At 71.3% G+C, this 18,350-nt stretch carries 17 protein-coding genes and 1 pseudogene; 14 read left to right on the forward strand and 4 right to left on the reverse strand.

Translation table 11 applies throughout. From position 1 onward, the window contains the following. Positions 1–751: pseudogene (locus ROTAS13_RS06960) on the reverse strand (lytic transglycosylase domain-containing protein); the annotation flags it as partial. A 276-nt stretch (positions 752–1,027) separates the two neighbouring features. Here ROTAS13_RS06960 and dapA point away from each other — a divergent pair. The 3 genes from dapA to ROTAS13_RS06975 all read left to right on the forward strand — a co-directional run bounded on the left by dapA (position 1,028) and on the right by ROTAS13_RS06975 (position 3,449). Further along, the gene (gene dapA, locus ROTAS13_RS06965; protein WP_075821918.1) at positions 1,028–1,906 is read left to right on the forward strand and encodes a 4-hydroxy-tetrahydrodipicolinate synthase; all 879 of its coding nucleotides are present in this window, start codon (positions 1,028–1,030) and stop codon (positions 1,904–1,906) included. A gap of 145 nt (positions 1,907–2,051) precedes the next feature. Beyond that, positions 2,052–2,537 (forward strand): SsrA-binding protein SmpB, encoded by a 486-nt coding sequence (smpB, locus tag ROTAS13_RS06970; RefSeq protein ID WP_075821919.1) that lies wholly within the window; start codon positions 2,052–2,054, stop codon positions 2,535–2,537. A 243-nt stretch (positions 2,538–2,780) separates the two neighbouring features. Next, complete coding sequence (locus tag ROTAS13_RS06975) at positions 2,781–3,449, forward strand: sulfite oxidase-like oxidoreductase (protein WP_075821920.1); 669 nt, start codon at positions 2,781–2,783, stop codon at positions 3,447–3,449. 34 nt (positions 3,450–3,483) lie between these two features. On the opposite strand, the gene ROTAS13_RS06980 is transcribed toward ROTAS13_RS06975, so the two are convergent. Continuing rightward, the gene (locus tag ROTAS13_RS06980) at positions 3,484–3,885 is read right to left on the reverse strand and encodes a hypothetical protein (RefSeq protein WP_058390031.1); all 402 of its coding nucleotides are present in this window, start codon (positions 3,883–3,885) and stop codon (positions 3,484–3,486) included. Between the two features lie 342 nt (positions 3,886–4,227). Between ROTAS13_RS06980 and ROTAS13_RS06985 the strand changes: the two genes are divergently transcribed. The 11 genes from ROTAS13_RS06985 (at position 4,228) to ROTAS13_RS07035 (ending at position 16,719) form a co-directional block, all read left to right on the forward strand. After that, the gene (locus tag ROTAS13_RS06985) at positions 4,228–5,817 is read left to right on the forward strand and encodes an ABC transporter substrate-binding protein (protein ID WP_075821921.1); all 1,590 of its coding nucleotides are present in this window, start codon (positions 4,228–4,230) and stop codon (positions 5,815–5,817) included. Continuing rightward, entirely contained in the window at positions 5,801–6,328 is a 528-nt protein-coding gene (gene folK / locus ROTAS13_RS06990) for a 2-amino-4-hydroxy-6-hydroxymethyldihydropteridine diphosphokinase (RefSeq protein WP_075821922.1), read from the forward strand. Before ROTAS13_RS06985 ends, folK begins: the two co-directional genes overlap by 17 nt. 96 nt (positions 6,329–6,424) lie before the next feature. After that, positions 6,425–6,823, forward strand: a complete 399-nt coding sequence (gene rpoZ / locus ROTAS13_RS06995; RefSeq protein WP_019460287.1) for a DNA-directed RNA polymerase subunit omega — start codon at positions 6,425–6,427, stop codon at positions 6,821–6,823. A gap of 11 nt (positions 6,824–6,834) precedes the next feature. Further along, entirely contained in the window at positions 6,835–9,138 is a 2,304-nt protein-coding gene (locus ROTAS13_RS07000) for a bifunctional (p)ppGpp synthetase/guanosine-3',5'-bis(diphosphate) 3'-pyrophosphohydrolase (RefSeq protein WP_075821923.1), read from the forward strand. Positions 9,139–9,202: 64 nt separating this feature from the next. Continuing rightward, a complete protein-coding gene (acpS, locus tag ROTAS13_RS07005; RefSeq protein ID WP_075821927.1) occupies positions 9,203–9,667 on the forward strand; it encodes a holo-ACP synthase in 465 nt (154 codons plus the stop codon). A gap of 82 nt (positions 9,668–9,749) precedes the next feature. Next, on the forward strand, positions 9,750–10,505 hold the full coding sequence (gene lepB / locus ROTAS13_RS07010; RefSeq protein ID WP_019460284.1) for a signal peptidase I: 756 nt from the start codon (positions 9,750–9,752) through the stop codon (positions 10,503–10,505). 5 nt (positions 10,506–10,510) lie between these two features. Further along, positions 10,511–11,260, forward strand: coding sequence for a ribonuclease III (gene rnc, locus ROTAS13_RS07015; RefSeq protein WP_075821924.1), 750 nt, complete (start codon positions 10,511–10,513; stop codon positions 11,258–11,260). Beyond that, a complete protein-coding gene (gene era / locus ROTAS13_RS07020) occupies positions 11,257–12,306 on the forward strand; it encodes a GTPase Era (protein WP_019460282.1) in 1,050 nt (349 codons plus the stop codon). The genes rnc and era overlap by 4 nt, the downstream gene beginning before the upstream one ends. Positions 12,307–12,313: 7 nt before the next feature. Then, entirely contained in the window at positions 12,314–13,102 is a 789-nt protein-coding gene (gene recO, locus ROTAS13_RS07025) for a DNA repair protein RecO (protein WP_075821925.1), read from the forward strand. A 58-nt stretch (positions 13,103–13,160) separates the two neighbouring features. After that, entirely contained in the window at positions 13,161–15,395 is a 2,235-nt protein-coding gene (gene parC / locus ROTAS13_RS07030) for a DNA topoisomerase IV subunit A (protein WP_075821926.1), read from the forward strand. Positions 15,396–15,522: 127 nt separating this feature from the next. Beyond that, positions 15,523–16,719 carry a patatin-like phospholipase family protein gene (locus tag ROTAS13_RS07035; RefSeq protein WP_058390026.1) on the forward strand — a complete coding sequence of 399 codons (1,197 nt, stop codon included), beginning with the start codon at positions 15,523–15,525 and terminating at the stop codon, positions 16,717–16,719. A gap of 45 nt (positions 16,720–16,764) precedes the next feature. On the opposite strand, the gene ROTAS13_RS07040 is transcribed toward ROTAS13_RS07035, so the two are convergent. Beyond that, positions 16,765–17,541, reverse strand: coding sequence for an arginyltransferase (locus ROTAS13_RS07040; protein WP_058390025.1), 777 nt, complete (start codon positions 17,539–17,541; stop codon positions 16,765–16,767). Positions 17,542–17,595: 54 nt separating this feature from the next. Then, on the reverse strand, positions 17,596–18,350 hold a 755-nt coding region (locus ROTAS13_RS07045; RefSeq protein ID WP_139323278.1), incomplete at its 5' end, for a penicillin acylase family protein.

Here is an 18,350-nt window from a genome sequence, read left to right on the forward strand (position 1 = left end):
CGGCATCGCGGTCGCGCCGCCGCAGCCAGCGGGCCTGTTCCACCAGCAGCCCCAGATCGGGCGTGCTCACGGCGGGCAGCAGCGCCTCCGCCTCCGGCCGGTCCCCGGCCAGCGCCAGCCGGGCCGAGGCCGCGGGGCGGCGCGCCGGGTCGAGATAGGGCATCACCCGCGCCGCCGCGCCGAGTTCGCGGGCATAGGCGAGCCGGTCGAAGCGCTGCCAGTGGTCCTCCGGCGTCAGCACCGAGGCGTTGCGGGCCAAAAAGCCGGGCTCCGCGATGGCGTCGCCCGGGGCCTGCACCCAGGCGGCGCGCAGCACGGGCGTGACCTCGCCCAGCCTTCCGGCGCGGTTCAGCGCATCCGCATAGCGCTGCGCGCCCTCCAGGCCGCGCGGCGGATGCTGCGCGAAGAAGCGCAGCGCCAGCGCGTCGTCGGGGTCGTTGACCAGCGCCTCCTCGGCGCGCTTCGCCATCAGGGCGGGCAGCGGCCAGTCCGGATTGGCCTCGATCCAGGCGGCCAGCTCGCCTGCCGTGGCCTGGTCCTTGGCCTGGAGGCGAATCCAGGTGACCAGCTTGCGGACCATCGGATCGGCGGTGAGGGCGAGGCCCTGGGCCTCCATCATCCGGCCGGAATCCGCCATGGCCAGGGCCACCCGCCCGGCATTGCGCTGGTCTTCCGGCGACCAGGGCTGGGCGGGAATGGATCTCGGGAAGGCGACGGTGGCGAGCAGCAGGGCGATGGCGGCACGGCGCATGACATCGCCTTTACCCGAGCGCGGCGGCTTTGTCCCGTGGCGGGTTGCGGCCGGGGGCGGTCGTTTCGCGCCTGGTTCATCCCGATCCGCCCTCCGTTCCGGCGGGCCGCCCCCGGCACGCCGGAAATCCCCACGCCGGGGCCGCACGCATCCCGGCGCGGAAGCCGTCCCGCGCCGCCTTGTTCCGCGCCCGCCGGACGCCTAGTTTCGGCGACTTCCCCCCGCCATCCGGCGGGGCCCATGATTTCCGCCCGCCATCCTCAAGGATCATCCGCCATGTTCAAGGGCTCCCTCGTCGCCCTGGTCACCCCGATGACGCGCGAAGGAGCCCTGGACGAGAAAGCCTTCCGCGACCACGTCGAATGGCAGGTCGAGCAGGGCACCCAGGGCTTCATCCCCGTCGGCACCACGGGCGAGAGCCCGACCCTGTCCCATGCCGAGCACGACCGCGTGGTGGAGCTCTGCGTCGAGGTCGCCGCCGGCCGCGTGCCGGTGATGGCCGGCGCCGGCTCCAACAGCACGGCCGAGGCGATCCGCCTGACCCGCCATGCCAAGGAGGTGGGCGCGGATGCCGCGCTGGTGGTCACGCCCTACTACAACAAGCCGACGCAGGAGGGGCTGTACCGCCACTTCATGGCCGTCGCCGATGCGGTGGACCTGCCGGTGGTGATCTACAACATCCCGCCGCGCTCGGTGGTGGACATGAGCGTCGAGACCATGGCGCGGCTGGCGAAGCACCCCAATATCGTGGGGGTGAAGGACGCCACGGCGAACCTCGCCCGCCCGCTGCACACCCGCGCCGCCTGCGGCCCGGATTTCTGCCAGCTTTCCGGCGAGGACCACACGGCGGTGGCCTTCCTGGCCGCCGGCGGCCATGGCTGCATCAGCGTCACCGCCAATGTCGCCCCGCGCCTGTGCCGGGAGATGCACGATGCCTGGGCCGGGGGCCGGGTGGCCGAGGCCATCGCGATCCAGGACCGGCTGCTGCCGGTGCATGACGCGATGTTCTGCGAGACCTCGCCGGGGCCGGTGAAGCATGCCGCCAGCCTGCTGGGCTATGGTTCCGACCATTGCCGCCTGCCCCTGGCGCCGATCGCGGAGGCCAGCCGTGGCCGGGTGCGCGAGGCGATGGTGGCGGCGGGACTGCTCAACTGAATGTGGCGCCCGGGGCGAGGCCCCCGGGGTGCCAGGGCGTGACGGCCGGCGGGCGTGACAGCCCGAGGCCGGGCCACGCGATGACAGGAAAGGCCGGAAACCGGCCCGCCAGGTGCGCGGGACACGGGCTCCGGGAACGGACAGCATGGCAGAGCCACGCAGGAAGGGCCTGATCAGCCACGGAACCGCCGCGACCAACCGCAAGGCGCGTTTCGACTACAAGATCAACGACACGGTGGAGGCGGGCATCATGCTCGTCGGGCCGGAGGTGAAGTCGCTGCGCGCCGGCCGCGCCACGCTGACCGAGGCCTGGGCAGGCGAGCGGGACGGGGAGATGTGGCTGTTCAACTGCTACATCCCCGAATGGCAGGCGGGTTCGGTGGTGGCGAAGTTCGAGCCGCGCCGCCCGCGCAAGCTGCTGCTCCACCGCAAGCAGATGACCTCGCTGGCCGGGGCGGTCTCCAAGGAAGGCGCGACCCTGGTGCCGCTGGAGATCCTGTTCAACCAGCGCGGCATGGCCAAGGTCGTGCTGGGCCTCGCCGAGGGCAAGAACAAGGCCGACAAGCGCGCCGCCATCGCCGACCGCGAATGGAAGCGCGACAAGGCCCGGCTGATGCGCGACCGGGGCTGAAGCCGGGGCCGAGGTAGGTCGTCGCCTTCCACACCGCCACCGGCCATGTCGGCATGATCGGCGCGCTGGTGCTGGTGTCGGTCCTCGCCCTGCGCGCCTCCCCGGCCCGAGCGGACGCGCCGCTGGCACGGGAACTGCCCGCCACGCCCTGAAGCCGCGCTCGCCGGGGCGCGATGCGGCCCGTTGCGCCACCGGCCCCGCCGCCTCATCTGCCATCCCTGCCGCCGCGCGAGGAGGGATGGGATGAGCGAGGATGGGACCGGGCCGGCCGGGCGTATCCGCGAGAAGCTGGTGGAAACCAAGCGTCGCTGGGCCGAGGAGGGCCGCCTGCTCACCGGCAGGCCCGGCGATCCGGAGCGGGACCGCCTGCCGCCCGGCCAGCGCCTGGTGACCGACTTCCCGGTGCTGGATCTCGGCGTGCAGCCCGAGGTGCCGCTGGACCGCGCGAAGCTGCGGATCGACGGGCTTGTGGCGGCACCGGCGCTGCTCGACTGGGACGCGCTCCAGGCCATGCCGCAGCAGGGCTTCCGCAACGACATCCACTGCGTCACGCAGTGGTCACGCTACGACAACGACTGGGACGGCGTGCCGGTCAGTGCCCTGATGGGGCATGTGCGGGTGAAGGACGAGGCCCGCTTCGTCTCGCTCGAATCCCATGACGGCTACACCACCAATCTCGCCATGGAGGATTTCGCGCGGCCCGCGAACCTGCTGGCCTTCCGCTGGAACGGCGCGCCGCTGACGCGGCAGCATGGTGGGCCGATGCGGCTGGTGGTGCCGCACCTGTATTTCTGGAAGAGCCCCAAATGGCTGCGGCGGATCGAGTTCCTGGCGCAGGACCGGCCGGGCTTCTGGGAGGTCCGCGGCTATCACCACCGCGGCGATCCCTGGCTGGAGGAACGCTACGGCTGAACGCGGCCCACGCCTCCGGTGGATGCGATGCGCGTCAGAAGCTCACGCGCAGCGAGGCGACGCCGACCATCGGGCGGCGTTCCGCCGGATCGTACTCGACGGCGGCACAGACCAGGGCGCCGACGGAGACCTCGCCCAGGTTCTCGATCCGGCCGATATCGTAGCGCGCACCCAGGGCCATCTGCGGACGGCTGTCCCAGACCGCCTTGGTCTGGGGCAGGAAGGGCGAGGCCCTGGCGATCGTGAAGCGGTCGTTCAGCCCTTCGGCATCACCCAGCCGCGCGATGACGTAGACGCTGTCGCCGCCGATGTTCTGCGACGGCACCGCGCCGCCGAAAGCGGCGGTGATCACCAGCCCGCCGCCCGAATTCCGCAGGGGCTGTGCCAGGGCATGGCCGGAGGCACAGGCGAGCAGAAGCACCGCCAGCCCGCCCACGAGCCCCTTTCCGATCCGAAAATCCCGCAAGACCCCGCCCCCTGCATCCCGTTGTGCGATGCGGCATCAAACCCGCCCCGGCCCTCATAGGGGCCCTCGCTGCCCCATTGCAAACACAATTTCGCCCCAATTTCCTTCGATCCGCGGTCGGAAAAACTGAATTCCATCAACATATAAAAGACTTCAATTCAGGAAAGGCATGAAGCTGGCTCGGCAGCGGCGTTCAGAATGGGGCGAAAACGGGGCAGCCCCCGCCGCATTTTCCGCGATGCCCTGCCCGCTGGAATCCGGGGCGTGGGCCGCCTAGCCTCATGGCTCCGGCGGCAAAAGGGATTCGGGGCCATGCGACGCAGAAGTTTCCTGGCGGCGGGAGCCCTGGGCATGGCGGCGCCGGCATTGCCGGTTTCCCCACTCTCCGGCCCGGCCCTGGCACAAAATGCCCGGGTCCTCCGCTTCGTGCCGGAAAGCAACTTGGCCAATGCCGACCCGGTCTGGACCACGACCACCATCGCCCGGAACCACGGGCTGATGATCTGGGACATGCTCTATGCCCGCGACGCCGGCTTCGTGCCGCGGCCGCAGATGGTGGCGGGGCACGAGCTTTCCGGCGACCATCTCACCTGGCGCTTCACCCTGCGGGACGGGCTGCTCTTCCATGACGGGGAGCCGGTGCGGGCGGTGGATTGCGTCACCAGCATCAACCGCTGGGCGAAGCGCCGCCCGCTGGGCCAGAAGTTGCTGGAGCTGACGGAAGAGATGAAGGCGCTGGACGACCGGCGCTTCGAGATCCGGCTGAAGCACCCCTTCGCCCTGATGACCCATGCCTTCGCCGACAGTTGCTTCGTCATGCCGGAGCGGATCGCGAGGACCGATCCCTTCCAGCAGATCACCGAGTATGTCGGCAGCGGCCCCTATCGCTTCCTGCGCGACGAATGGGTCTCCGGCGACCGCGCCGTCTATGCGCGCTTCGACCGCTACCAGCCGCGCCAGGAGCCGCCGAGCTACCTCGCCGGCGGCAAGGTGGTGCATTTCGACCGGGTGGAATGGCGGGTCATGCCCGACAGCGCCACCGCCTCCTCGGCCCTGCAGAATGGCGAGGTGGACTGGGTGCAGGTGCCGCAGTTCGACCTGCTGCCCATGCTGCGCGGCTCGCGCGGGGTGAAGGTCGCGGTGAACGACCGGGTGGGGGTGATGGGGATGATGGCGCTGAACCACCTGCACCCGCCTTTCGACAACCCGAAGCTGCTGCGCGCCATCCTCTCGGTGCTGGATCAGCGGGACTTCATGACCGCCGCGCTGGGGGACGAGAAGGATCTCTTCCAGGTCCCCTGCGGCGTCTTCACCCCCGGCCTGCCCATGGCCAACGATGCGGGGATGGAGGTGCTGACCGGCCCGCGCGACATCGAGCGGGGGCGGAAGCTGGTGGCCGAGAGCGGCTACAAGGGCGAGCGGATCGTGCTGATGTCGCCCTCCGACTATCCCACCACCCAGACCTTCGCCCAGGTGGCGGCGGACCTGTTCAAGCGGCTCGGGCTGAACGTGGAATACACCAGCATGGACTGGGGCACGCTGGTGCAGCGGCGGACGAGCAAGGAGCCGGTGGAGAAGGGGGGATGGAGCGCCTTCGCCACCACCTATGAGGGGCTGACGGTGGCCGACCCCGCCACCCATATCCCGCTGCGCGGCAACGGCGCCGGCGGCTGGTTCGGCTGGCCCACCAGCCCGCGGCTGGAGGCGCTGCGCGACCGCTGGTTCGATGCCCCGGACGAGACGGCCCAGAAACGGATCGCCCGGGAGATGCAGGCGATCGCCTTCGAGGAGGTTCCCTTCCTGCCCCTGGGCCAGCTCTTCTACCCGACCGCCTACCGCGACACCCTGCAGGACATCGTGCCCGCCAACATGCCGATCTTCTGGAATGTCCGGCGTGCCTGAGGCGGCGGGGCGGCCCTTCGCCGATACGCTGGTCGCGCTGGGGGCCAACCTGCCCGCCGCCGACGGCACCAGGCCGCTGGAGGCCTGCCGCCGCGCCGCGGCGGCGCTGGACGGAATCTGCGGCCTGCCGCTGGTGGCGCTGAGCAACTGGTGGGAAACGCCGGCCGACCCGCCGGACCCGCGCTCGCCCCCCTATGTGAACGGCGTGGCCCGGCTGCGTGGCACGGCCGACCCCCTGGCGCTGCTGCGCGCCCTGCAGGCGATCGAGGATGCGGCCGGCCGGGTCCGCCCCTATCCCAACGCCCCCCGGACGCTGGACCTGGACCTGATCGCGGTGGGCGGGACGGTCCGCGGGGCGCCGGACCCGGTGCTGCCGCATCCCCGGGCGCATCTGCGGCGCTTCGTGCTGCTGCCCCTGGCGGAGGTGGCCCCTGGCTGGCGGCATCCGGTGGAAGGACCGGTGGAGGCGCTGCTGGAGCGGCTGCCGCCCATGCCGATGCGTCGGCTCTGACCCGTCCGGGACGGTCGGCTTCCGGCAAAAGCCTTGCGGCGCGGGGGGGCGACGTCTATCTAGTTTTGTCCTCCCAAGCAGCGACTGGTTTTCGATATGGCACGCGTTACGGTTGAAGACTGCATCCTCCAGGTTCCGAACCGCTTCGAGCTTGTGCTGAAGGCGGCGCAGCGTGCTCGCAACATCAGCCGGGGCGAGGAGCTGACGCTCGACCGGGACAACGACAAGAACCCGGTCGTGGCCCTGCGCGAGATCGCCGATCAGACGGTGGACCTGGAGGCGCTGGAGCAGGACATCGTGAAGTCCCTGCTGCGCGCGCCGGAGCCCGAGCCGGTGGAGGAGGAGGTCATCGACCTCATCGCCACCGACGAGAACATCTTCGGCGTCATGGACGTGAACGAGAACGAGGGCCCCGATTCCGCGGCTTCGGGCGACGACCTGAACACCGACGACATCGAGGCGGCCATCGCCGCCGAGCTGGGCGGCCGCCGCTGAGAGGCCCGGGCGTGTGCGCCGCCGGAGCCGGCTGGTTCTGGGCGGCGCACGCCCCTGACGGCACCGGCGGCACCCTGGCGGAGACCACTCCCGCCCCCGCCATGGCGGCCGGGCCGGAGGATGACGGGGCCCAGCTCGCGGCCCTGGTCGCCTCCTATGACGGGCGGGCCGACACGGCCCTGATCCGGCGGGCCTACGAGGTCGCGCGCAAGGCCCATGAGGGCCAGGCGCGCGAGAACGGCGACCCCTATATCGGCCACCCCGTGGCCGTGGCGCGGGTCCTGGCCGGCTACCGGCTGGACACCGCCTCCATCGTCACCGCCCTGCTGCACGACACGGTCGAGGATACCGGGCTGACGCTCCAGGTGCTGGAGAAGCAGTTCGGCACCGAGGTCGCCCGCCTCGTGGACGGCGTGACCAAGCTGACCCGGCTGGAGATCCAGTCCGAGCGCACCAAGCAGGCCGAGAACTTCCGCAAGCTGGTGCTGGCGATGAGCGAGGACATCCGCGTCCTCCTCGTGAAGCTGGCCGACCGGCTGCACAACGTCCGCACCCTGCATCTCGTGGTCAAGCCCGAGAAGCGGCAGCGCGTGGCGCGCGAGACGATGGAGATCTACGCGCCGCTCGCCGAGCGCATCGGCATGGACGCCCTGCGCACGGAGCTGCAGGCGATCTGCTTCCGCGAGCTGCAGCCGGACGCCTTCCAGACCATTTCCGCCCGGCTCGCCTTCCTGCGCGGCCAGGGCGCCGACCTGATCGACGAGATCGCCGCCGACCTGCGCCGCAAGCTGGCCGTGGCCGCGGTGCCGCTGATCGACGTCCAGGGGCGGGAAAAGTCGGCCTATTCCATCTGGCTGAAGATGCACGAGAAGAAGGTCGAGTTCGAGCAGCTCTCGGACATCATGGCCTTTCGCGTCATCGTGCCGGACAAGGGCCAGTGCTATGCCGCGCTGGGCGCGGTCCACTCGGCCTATCGCGTCGTGCCGGGGCGGTTCAAGGACTACATCTCCACCCCCAAGCCCAACGGCTACCAGTCGCTCCACACGGGCGTGACGGTGCCGGAACGGCGCAACGCCAAGATCGAGGTGCAGATCCGCACGCCGGAGATGCACGAGGTCGCCGAGTACGGCGTGGCGGCGCACTGGATCTACAAGCAGGGGCGGGAAGGGACCGCGGCTCCGCCGCGCCGCCGCTATCCCTGGGTCAAGGACCTGCTGGACATCCTGGAGAATGCCGGGGGTGAGGCGCAGGACTTCCTGGAGCACACCAAGCTCGCTCTGCACCAGGACCAGGTCTTCTGCTTCACGCCGAAAGGCGACCTGATCGCCCTGCCGCGCGGCGCCACGCCGGTGGACTTCGCCTACCAGGTCCACAGCGCCATCGGCGATGCCTGCGTCGGCGCCAAGATCAATGGCCAGATCAAGCCGCTGCGCCAGCGGCTGGAGAATGGCGACCAGGTCGAGATCATCACCGCCCGGGGCAATACCCCGAACCCGGCCTGGGAGCGCTTCGTCGTCACCGGCAAGGCGCGGGCCCGCATCCGCCGCTTCGTGCTGGCGCGGCAGCGGGAGGAGGCGCGCGAGAACGGCCGGGGCGCCATGGCCCGGGCCTTCCGGCAGGAGGGGCTGGACTTCTCCGAAAAGATCGTCGAGCCCGCGATCAAGGCGCTGAAGCAGCCGGGCTATGACGAGCTCTGCATTGCCGTGGGCAGCGGCAACATCCAGCCCAGGGACGTGCTGCACGCCGTCTATCCGGAGCTGCGCGGGCCAAGCCGGCAGGCGCACGAGATGCTGCCCTTCACCCAGGCGCGCGGCAAGCCCGGGGCCACGGTGCTGCCGAGCCGTCAGGCGCGGCGGCCGGAGGCGGCCTATGGCATCTCCGGCCTCGTGGCGGGCATGGCGGTCAGCTTCGCCGGCTGCTGCCACCCGGTGCCGGGGGACCGCATCGTGGGCATCGTGACCACCGGCAAGGGGGTCACGATCCACAATGCCGAGTGCTCGACCCTGACGTCCTTCGCCGCAACGCCGGAACGCTTCATCGATGTGGACTGGGACACCGCCGCGGGCTCGGTGGGGCAGCATCTCGCGCGGCTGTCCATTGTCACCGCCAACGACAACGCGGCCGTGGCGGCGCTGACCATCACCATCGCCAAGCAGGACGCGAAGATCCAGTCCCTGAAGTTCCTGCACCGGGCCAGCGACTTCACGGAGCTGCGGGTGGACCTGGAGGTCCGCGACCTGCGGCACCTGTCCGGGGTCATCGCGACCCTGCGCGCCACCACCGGCATCGAGCAGGTCGAGCGCGCCAAGGGCTGACGGTCCGAGGCGCGGAGCGAGGCCGGGGGCGACGTTTCCCCGTCGCCACGCTATGACCGGAGGCATGATCATCGGCCTCGGCAACGACATCGTGGACATCCGCCGCATCGAGAAGGTGCTGGCGCGGCACGGCGACCGCTTCGTGCAGCGCGTCTTCACCGAGGCCGAGCGGCGCAAGGCGGAATCGCGCACCGAGAAGCTGCGCGCCGCCACCTATGCCAAGCGCTTCGCGGCCAAGGAGGCGGCCTCCAAGGCGCTGGGCACGGGCTTCAGCCACGGCGTCTTCCACCGCGACCTGGGGGTGGTGAACCTGTCCACCGGCCAGCCCACGCTGCGGCTGACCGGCGGCGCGGCGGCGCGGCTTTCGGCCATCACGCCGCGGGGCTACGCCGCCCAGGTCAGCCTGACCATGACCGACGAATACCCTTATGCCGAGGCGATCGTGATCATCGCCGGCATCCCCGTGACCCTGGCCGCCAGCCCGGGCATCGGGTCCGGTATCGGCGGCTCGCCGCACGGCCTTCCTTGACAGGCCGGAGGGCCAGGGGGTCTAACCGGCCCCCTGCGGCCCCTTCCGTGCCGCGCGAACGTGGATCCTTCCCTTGAGCAGCATGGCGAAGAACAAGGCCCAGGGCGGCTGGGTGGAGAGCCTCAAGACCATCGTCTACGCCGTGATCATCGCGGTGGGCATCCGGACGGTGGCCTTCGAGCCCTTCAACATCCCCTCCGGCAGCATGATCCCGACCCTCCAGGTCGGCGACTACCTGTTCGTGTCGAAATACGCCTATGGCTATTCGAACGCATCGCTGCCCTTCACGCCGGACCTGTTCTCCGGACGTATCCTCGGCCGCCTGCCGGCGCGCGGCGACGTGGTGGTGTTCAAGCTGCCCTCCGACGGCACGACGGACTACATCAAGCGCATCGTCGGCCTGCCGGGCGACCGCATCCGGGTGACCGGTGGCATCCTCTACGTGAACGGCCAGCCGGTGAAGCGGGACTTCGCCGGCCCGTATACCGTGACCGGCGACGGGCCGACCATGGAGGCCCGGCGCTACCTGGAAACGCTGCCGCCCAGCGCCGGCGCGCAGCCCCGGACGCACAACATCATCGAGTTCTCGGACAACGGACAGGCGGACAACACGCCGGAATACCTGGTCCCGGCCGGGCATCTCTTCGCCATGGGCGACAACCGGGACAACAGCCAGGACAGCCGCTACATGAACGCGGTCGGCTTCGTGCCGGTGGAGAACCTGGTGGGCCGCGCCGAGTTCATCTTCTTCTCCTGGGACGGTTCCGCGCCCTGGTGGCAGGTCTGGCGCTGGCCCTTCGAGGTCCGCTGGAACCGAATCTTCTCGGGGATTCGCTGACCGCCGTGAGTGACTTCGCCGACCGCCTGGGGCACCGCTTCGCCAATCCGGCCCTGCTTTCCCAGGCCCTGACCCACCGCTCCGCCGCCGACCCGCGCCGTCGGCAGCTCGACAGCAACGAGCGCCTGGAATTCCTGGGCGACCGCGTGCTCGCGCTCGCCATCGCCGAATGGTTGGCCGAGCGTTTCCCGCAGGAGCGGGAGGGCGAACTGGGCAAGCGCCTCGCCGTGCTGGTGGCCGCCGACACGCTGGCCAAGGTCGGGGAAGGGATCGGCCTGTCCGAGGCCCTGCGCATCCCCCCGGCCGAGGGCCGCACCGGGCTGCGCCAGCGCGCCACCGTGCTGGCCGACGCCACGGAGGCGCTGATCGGGGCGCTGTACCTCGATGGCGGGCTGGAGGCGGCGCAGCGCTTCGTCCGCCGCTACTGGGCCGAGCTGATGGCCGCCGACCCGACCCCGCCCATGTCCGCCAAGAGTCGCCTGCAGGAATGGACGCTGGGCCGTGGCCTGGGCCTGCCGGTGTACCGGACGGCCTCCACCACCGGTCCCTCCCACGCGCCCGTCTTCGTGATCGAGGTGCAGGCGCAGGGCCGCACCGCCGAGGGCAAGGGCGACACCAAGCGCGCCGCCGAACAGGCCGCCGCCGAGGCCTGGCTGGCCGGCCTGCCCCCGGAGGCGGGAAACACCGGCCCGGCCCCTGGCCCAGCTCCTGGCCCAGTTCCTGGCACGGTGCGGGCCCGAGAAGAAGAATCATGACCGAGAACAGGGCGGACACGCCCGAGGAACCCGTGCCGGTGGCCCGGCGGCCTGGGACCCAAGCCGGACAGCATCCCGGTCAGGCAGAAGCCCGGGAAGCGGAACAGCTCCCAGGCTCCCCGCCGGAACAGCCGCCGGAGGCGCCCCCGGGGCCGACCCGCGCCGGCATCGTCGCCGTGCTGGGCGCGCCCAATGCCGGCAAGTCCACCCTGGTGAACCGGCTGACCGGCGCCAAGGTCACCATCGTCTCGCCCAAGCCGCAGACCACGCGCTTCCGGGTGCGGGCGGTGCTGATGCACGGCCGTTCCCAGGTCGTGCTGACCGACACGCCGGGCATCTTCCGTCCCAAGCGCCGCCTCGACCGCGCCATGGTCGCCGCCGCCTGGACGGGCGCGCAGGATGCCGACATGGCGCTGCTGGTGGTGGATGCGCGGGCCGGGCTGACAGAGGCGGTGCAGGCGATCGTGGACCGGCTGCGGCGGGGCTCCCCGACACTCTGGCTGGTGCTGAACAAGACCGACCTGCTGGACACCAAGCGGCTGCTGCCGCTGACCGCCGCGCTGAACGAGCAGCTCACCTTCGCCGAGACCTTCATGGTCAGCGCCGAGACCGGCGACGGGCTGGAGCGGCTGACCGCGAAGCTGGCCGAGACCATGCCGGAGGGGCCCTGGCTCTTCCCCGAGGACGAGCTGTCCGACCTCAACGAGCGGATGCTGGCCGCCGAGATCGTGCGCGAGCAGATCCTGCGCCAGACGCATGAGGAGGTGCCGCACCACGCCACGGTGGAGACCGAGAGCTGGCAGGAGCGGCGCGACGGCAGCGTACGGGTGGACTGCACCATCTATGTCGGCCGGGCCAGCCAGAAGGCGATCCTGATCGGTGATGGCGGCGCGCGCATCAAGGAGATCGGCCGCCGGGCGCGGGAGGAGCTGACCCGCCTGCTGGAGCGCCGTGTCCACCTCTTCCTGAACGTCAAGGAGCGCCCGGGCTGGGACGAGGAGCGCGCCCGGCTACGCGCCATCGGCCTGCACGAGGAAGAGGGGTAGCCCCCTGATCGAGTGGCAGGCCCCGGCCATCGTCCTCGATGCCCGCCCCTATGGCGAGGGCGGGGCGGTGGCGGTGGTGCTGACCGAGGCGCAAGGGCGCCATGGCGGCATGGTGCATGGCGGTGCCTCCCGCGGGCAGGCGGCGGTCTGGCAGGCGGGCAACCTGATCGAGGCGCGCTGGCGGGCCCGGCTGGCCGACCAGCTCGGCAGCCTGAGCGGTGAGCTGGTCCACCCCACCGCCGCCCTGGCGCTGGAGGACCCGCTGGCGCTCGCATTGCTCTCCGCCGCCTGCGCGGTGGCTGGCGAGGCGCTGCCGGAGCGGGAGGCGCATCCGCGCCTGTTCCGGGGGCTGCTGCCCATCCTGGCGCGGCTGGGCACGCAGGAGGCAGCGGCGACGCCGGGATTGCTGCCCGACTATATCCGCTGGGAGCTGCTGCTGCTGACCGACCTGGGCTACGGGCTCGACCTGTCCCGCTGCGCCCAGACCGGGGCGACCGAGGGCCTGACCCATGTCTCGCCCCGCACCGGCCGGGCGGTCTGCGCCGAAGTCGCGGAACCCTATCGCGACCGTCTCCTGCCGCTGCCGGCCTTCCTGCGCGACGAGCAGGCGGCCTCCGGGCCGGAGGACTGGGCCGCCGGGCTGCGGCTGACCGGGCATTTCCTGGCCCGCGACGCCTTCGGCACGCGGCACCGGCCGGTCCCGGCGGCCCGGGAGATGCTCTACGACCGCGTCTCCGCCCTGGCCGCGCCGCCGGAACCGCCGCCGGAGGTTCCCCCGGACGATGTTTCGGCGTAGAACGCCAGACTGAGATCGAGAACGAAGCAAGAACGCCATCGGGCGAGAGGACTGAGCGATGCCGGATGACCTGAAGACCCTTCCGGAAGGCGGGCGCGTCAACGAGACGCGGCTGGCCGAGGCGCTGAGCGAGCGCTACCTCGCCTATGCGATGTCCACCATCGTCTCGCGCTCCCTGCCGGATGTGCGGGACGGGCTGAAGCCGGTGCACCGCCGCCTGCTCTGGGCGATGCACCAGCTCAAGCTGGACCCGGCGGGCGGCTTCAAGAAATGCGCCCGCGTGGTGGGCGACGTGATCGGCAAGTTCCACCCGCACGGCGATGCTTCGGTCTACGAGGCCCTGGTGCGGCTGGCGCAGGATTTCGCCGCCCGCTACCCGCTGGTCGAGGGGCAGGGGAATTTCGGCAATATCGACGGCGATAACGCCGCGGCCATGCGCTACACCGAATCCAAGCTCACCGAGGTGGCCAAGGCGCTGCTGGAGGGGATCGAGGAGGACTCGGTCGATTTCCGCCCGACCTATGACGGGGAGGAGCGGGAGCCGGTGGTGCTGCCGGCGGCCTTCCCGAACCTGCTGGCCAATGGCGCCAACGGCATCGCGGTCGGCATGGCGACCTCGATCCCGCCGCACAATGCGGGCGAACTCTGCGCCGCGGCGCTGGAGCTGGTGCGCAACCCGGCGGCCAGCACGGCCGACCTGGTCCGCCACGTGCCGGGGCCGGATTTCCCGACCGGTGGCGTGCTGGTGGAAAGCCCCGAAGCGATCCTGAACGCCTACGAGACCGGACGTGGCGGCTTCCGCCTGCGCGCGAAATGGGAGGTCGAGCCGCTCAAGAACGGCACTTGGCAGGTCGTGGTCACGGAGATCCCCTACCAGGTCGCCAAGTCCCGCCTGATCGAGCAGATCGCCGAGCTGCTGGAGCAGAAGAAGCTGCCCCTGCTGGCCGATGTGCGGGACGAGAGCACCGATGTGGTCCGCGTGGTGCTGGAGCCGAAGACGCGCGCCGTCGATCCCGCCATGCTGATGGAGACGCTGTTCCGCGCCACGCCGCTGGAATCGCGCATCCCGCTGAACATGAACGTGCTCGCCGCCGACCGCACCCCGCGCGTGATGGGGCTGAAGGAGGTGCTGCGCCACTGGCTGGACCACCGGGAGGTGGTGCTGGTGCGGCGTTCGCAGCACCGGCTGGCGGCGATCGAACGGCGGCTGGAGATCCTGGACGGCTATCTCGCCGTCTATCTCAACCTCGACGAGGTGATCCGCATCGTGCGCGAGGAGGACCATCCCAAGGAGGCGCTGATCCGCACCTTCTCGCTCACCGAGGTGCAGGCCGAGGCGGTGCTGAACATGCGCCTGCGCGCCCTGCGCAAGCTGGAGGAGATGGAGATCCGGCGGGAGCACAAGAAGCTCACGGCAGAAGGCAAGACGCTGCAGCGCCTGCTGTCCAGCGAGGCGGCGCGCTGGAAGCGGATCGGCGAGGAGCTGGAAGCGACGCGGGAGAAGTTCGGCTCCGGCGCGCTGGGCGACCGCCGCACCGTGCAGGCCCAGGCCCCGGCGGCGGCGCTGGTGGACGAATCCGCCTTCGTGGAGCGCGAGCCGATCACCGTCATCCTGTCCGAGAAGGGCTGGCTGCGCGCGCAGAAGGGGCACCTGCCGCCCGAGGCCGAGCTGCGCTTCAAGGAAGGCGACTCCCTGCAGCTCAGCCTGCATGCGGAGACCACGGACCGCATCGTCTTCATGGCCTCCAACGGCCGCGCCTATACCATCAAGGCCGACGCCCTCCCACGCGGCCGCGGCGATGGGCAGCCCGTGCGCCTGATGGTCGATCTGGGCAACGAGGACGAGATCATCGCCGCCTTCGTCCACAAGGAAGGGCTGCGCTTCCTGCTTGCCTCCAAGGCCGGGCGCGGCTTCATCGCCCGGGCCGAGGACCTGCTGGCCGAGAAGCGCACCGGCAAGAACGTGCTGACCGTGGAGCCGCCCGACCGCCTCTTCGTGGTCACGGATGTCGAGGGCGACAGCGTCGCGGTGATCGGCGACAACCGCAAGCTGCTGGTCTTCCCGCTGGAGCAGGTGCCGGAGATGAGCCGGGGCCGCGGCGTGACGCTGCAGGGCTACAAGGATGGCGGGCTGTCGGACGTGAAGGTCTTCCGCCGCGCCGATGGCCTTACCTGGCAGCTCGGCGGCCGCACCCGCACGGAGACGGCGCTGTCCGGCTGGGTGGGGAACCGCGCCGGTGCCGGCAAGATGCCGCCGAACGGCTTCCCCAAGAGCAATAGCTTCGACGGCTGAGGAACTTCCACCCGGCGCGGGGGCCGAAAACGCGTGCGGGCCGGGCGCGGGCCGTGTAGCATTTCTGAGATGGAATGAACGGTCCGGCCGGGGGACCGTGTTCCAGCCATGATCCAGGAGGGCCTGCATGGCCACTGCCCCGGTCCCGGTGCGCCCCGAGAACGGGCGCAAGCCGACGGTCATCCTCGCGCTCCAGGGGGGTGGCGCGCTCGGCGCCTACCAAGTCGGGGCCTATCAGGCGATGGAGGAGGCCGGCTTCGCCCCGGACTGGGTGATCGGCATCTCCATCGGCGCCTTCAACGGGGCGCTGATCGCCGGTAACGACCCCGCGGACCGGCTGGAGCGGATGGCCGCCTTCTGGCAGGCCATCTCGCGCCCCGGCACGGCCCTGGCCGGGCTGCGGGACTGCAATCCCCGCCTGTCCGGCGCGCTCAGCCATTGGGAGGCGCTGCTCCTGGGCCAGCCGGGCTTCTTCGCCCCACGCCTTCCCGGGCCCTATCTTTCGCCGCCCGGCTCCATGGCGGCCCTCAGCTTCTACGACACCGCACCACTGCGGGGGACGCTGGAGGGGCTGGTTCGCTTCGACCGCCTCGGCCCCGAGGGCGGGACGCGGCTCAGCCTGGGGGCCACGGATGTGGAAACAGGCGAGCTGGTCTTCTTCGACAGCCGCGAAAGCCGCATCACCCCCGAGCATGTCATGGCCAGCGGCGCCCTGCCGCCGGCCTTTCCGCCGCAGCGCATCGGCGGCCGCACCTACTGGGATGGCGGCTGCGTCTCCAACACACCGCTGGAGGCCATCCTGCGCAGCCCGCCGGAGGGCCATTGCGTCGTCTTCGTCATCGACCTCTGGAACCGCCAGGGGCCGGTGCCGGACAGCATGGACGGGGTGCAGTGGCGGCAGAAGGAGATCCGGTATGCCAGCCGGACCTGCCGCGGCATCCGCTCGCTGGCCGCGCGGCTGGACCTCTGCCACGCCCGGAGCCTGCTCCGCGAGGCGCGGCCCGAGTTGGCGGGGCAGGACCTGCCGGAGGAGAAGGCGCTGGCGCGGACCAGCCGGATGGACATCCTGCACGTGACCTACGACCCGGGCAGCACAGCGATCTCCGGCAGCGACGCCGAATTCTCCCGCGCCTCCATCCGGGAAAGGCATGAGGCGGGCCATGCGGAGCTCTGGGCGGCGCTGCGGCAGGCGCCCTGGACACGGCGCAAGCCGGCCGGGCTGGCCGCCATGCTGCACGAGGTCTGCCGTGGGGAGGTCAGGACCGAGGCCGGTCCCGCCGCGAACGGCCTGGCCCCGCCGCCGCTCGCCCCGCCCGCGGCCTGACGCGGCGGGGAGGGGCCAGGCGGCCCTGGCGGAAGCGACGCGGGCCTATTCCACCGGGGCCGGGGAGGCGGCGACGGGTTCGCTCTCGCCTTCGGCCTCCGCATCCGTCAGCGGGCGCCAGGTGCCGCCGGTCAGCACCTCGCTGGGGCGGAAGCGGGCCTTGTAGGCCATCTTCCGGCTCTGCGGCACCCAGTAGCCGAGATAGACATAGGGCAGGCCCAGCCGCGCCGCGTGCTCGACCAGCCAGAGGATGGTGAAGGTGCCGAGCGACCGGCGCGCCGAGTTGAGGTCGTAGAAGGAATAGACGGCCGAGAGCCCGTCCCCCAGCATGTCCGTCAGACAGGCGCCCACCAGCCGGTCCGGCGCCTCGCGGAACTCGATCACGCGGGTGGTGATCGGCGTGTCCTCCACCATGGCGCGATAGTCGTAGAAGCCCATCGAGGCCATGTCACCGTCGCCGTGGCGGCCCTGCTGGTACCGCTGGAAAAGCGCGTACTGCTCCGCCGTGGCGCGGGCGGGCGTTTCGCGGCCCTGGAGGTCGGCATTGGCGCGGCCGACCTTGCGCTGCGTGCGGTCGGGGGTGAAGTCCGCCACCCGGATGCGGATCGGGATGCAGGCGCGGCAGCCCGGGCAGACGGGCGCATAGGCGATGTTGTGGGACCGGCGGAACCCGGCGCGGGACAACCGGTCGTGCAACGCCTCGCCATCCGGCCCGGCCAGCTCGGTCACGATCTTCCGCTCCGTCCGCCCCGGCAGGTAGGGGCAGGGCAGGGGCGTGGTCGTATAGAAGAACTGCGGTCGGGTGGGGCTGCGGGAAAGCATCGTCCCTCTTATTCTCGTGATTGCGGGGCCCGGCCGCAATGCATCAATGCCGTTTCAACGTGCCGCGACGGGAGAAAGATGCAGTTTTCCCTCCACGGGCGCTTCCCGGCCCAGGCGAAGCGGATGCCCGGCCGCCCAGGCCGCGTTCAGGTCGGACCAATGCCGGGACAGGGGATTGCCCGACTGTCCGGTGGCGATCACCGCCAGCAGCCCGTCCGGCGAGGCGAGGTCCGCCACCAGCCGCAGGCCCGCCCCGTGCACATGCGCGAAATCCTCCCGGTAGCCGCCGCGGTTCACCGTCTGGTCGTCACCCGGCGTCGGCACGCTGATCCGGGTCAGGCGGGACAGCAGCGGCACGTAGCGCAGCAGCGGATGCTCGAACAGCGCCCGGTGCGCCTCGCCCCAGCGCCAGGCGGCGGGGTCCGGGCCGAAGCGCGCGGCGAGCCCGTCGCCGGCCCGGGACAGCGCCTCGGCCACCAGGGCGTCGCAGCCGCCGGGCCCGCACCAGTGCGCGGCGCCCGCCGGGGTGGTCAGCACGAAGCGGAGGAATTCCGGCTCCGCCTCCCAGCTTCCTTCCGGCACGCCGCGGGCGCGCAGGGCCAGGGCGCCGGCCTCCTGCATCCAGGCGTTGAAGATCAGCGGCTGCGGCCGGTCCGCCGCCATCTCGCCCTCCCAGCCGTCCAGCAGGTCCCGCGCCGCGCCCGCGAGGCCGGCGGGGCGGGGAATGGCGCGGAGACGGGGCAGCAGCTCGCGGGCCAGCAGGCTGACCGTGTCCTCCTGCAGCGCCACGAAATCCTCCGGCGCATGGC

The sequence above is a fragment of the Roseomonas sp. TAS13 genome (assembly GCF_001950415.1).
Classification (GTDB): domain Bacteria; phylum Pseudomonadota; class Alphaproteobacteria; order Acetobacterales; family Acetobacteraceae; genus Roseomonas; species Roseomonas mucosa.

What these genes read in the sequence shown, in the direction of transcription:
- acpS (WP_075821927.1), top strand. Translation starts at nt 9,203, where the DNA reads ATGATCATCGGCCTCGGCAACGACATCGTGGACATCCGCCGCATCGAG.
- era (WP_019460282.1), top strand. Translation starts at nt 11,257, where the DNA reads ATGACCGAGAACAGGGCGGACACGCCCGAGGAACCCGTGCCGGTGGCC.
- ROTAS13_RS07035 (WP_058390026.1), top strand. Translation starts at nt 15,523, where the DNA reads ATGGCCACTGCCCCGGTCCCGGTGCGCCCCGAGAACGGGCGCAAGCCG.
- ROTAS13_RS06975 (WP_075821920.1), top strand. Translation starts at nt 2,781, where the DNA reads ATGAGCGAGGATGGGACCGGGCCGGCCGGGCGTATCCGCGAGAAGCTG.
- ROTAS13_RS06985 (WP_075821921.1), top strand. Translation starts at nt 4,228, where the DNA reads ATGCGACGCAGAAGTTTCCTGGCGGCGGGAGCCCTGGGCATGGCGGCG.
- dapA (WP_075821918.1), top strand. Translation starts at nt 1,028, where the DNA reads ATGTTCAAGGGCTCCCTCGTCGCCCTGGTCACCCCGATGACGCGCGAA.
- lepB (WP_019460284.1), top strand. Translation starts at nt 9,750, where the DNA reads ATGGCGAAGAACAAGGCCCAGGGCGGCTGGGTGGAGAGCCTCAAGACC.
- ROTAS13_RS07040 (WP_058390025.1), bottom strand. Translation starts at nt 17,541, where the DNA reads ATGCTTTCCCGCAGCCCCACCCGACCGCAGTTCTTCTATACGACCACG.
- folK (WP_075821922.1), top strand. Translation starts at nt 5,801, where the DNA reads ATGTCCGGCGTGCCTGAGGCGGCGGGGCGGCCCTTCGCCGATACGCTG.
- smpB (WP_075821919.1), top strand. Translation starts at nt 2,052, where the DNA reads ATGGCAGAGCCACGCAGGAAGGGCCTGATCAGCCACGGAACCGCCGCG.
- parC (WP_075821926.1), top strand. Translation starts at nt 13,161, where the DNA reads ATGCCGGATGACCTGAAGACCCTTCCGGAAGGCGGGCGCGTCAACGAG.
- rpoZ (WP_019460287.1), top strand. Translation starts at nt 6,425, where the DNA reads ATGGCACGCGTTACGGTTGAAGACTGCATCCTCCAGGTTCCGAACCGC.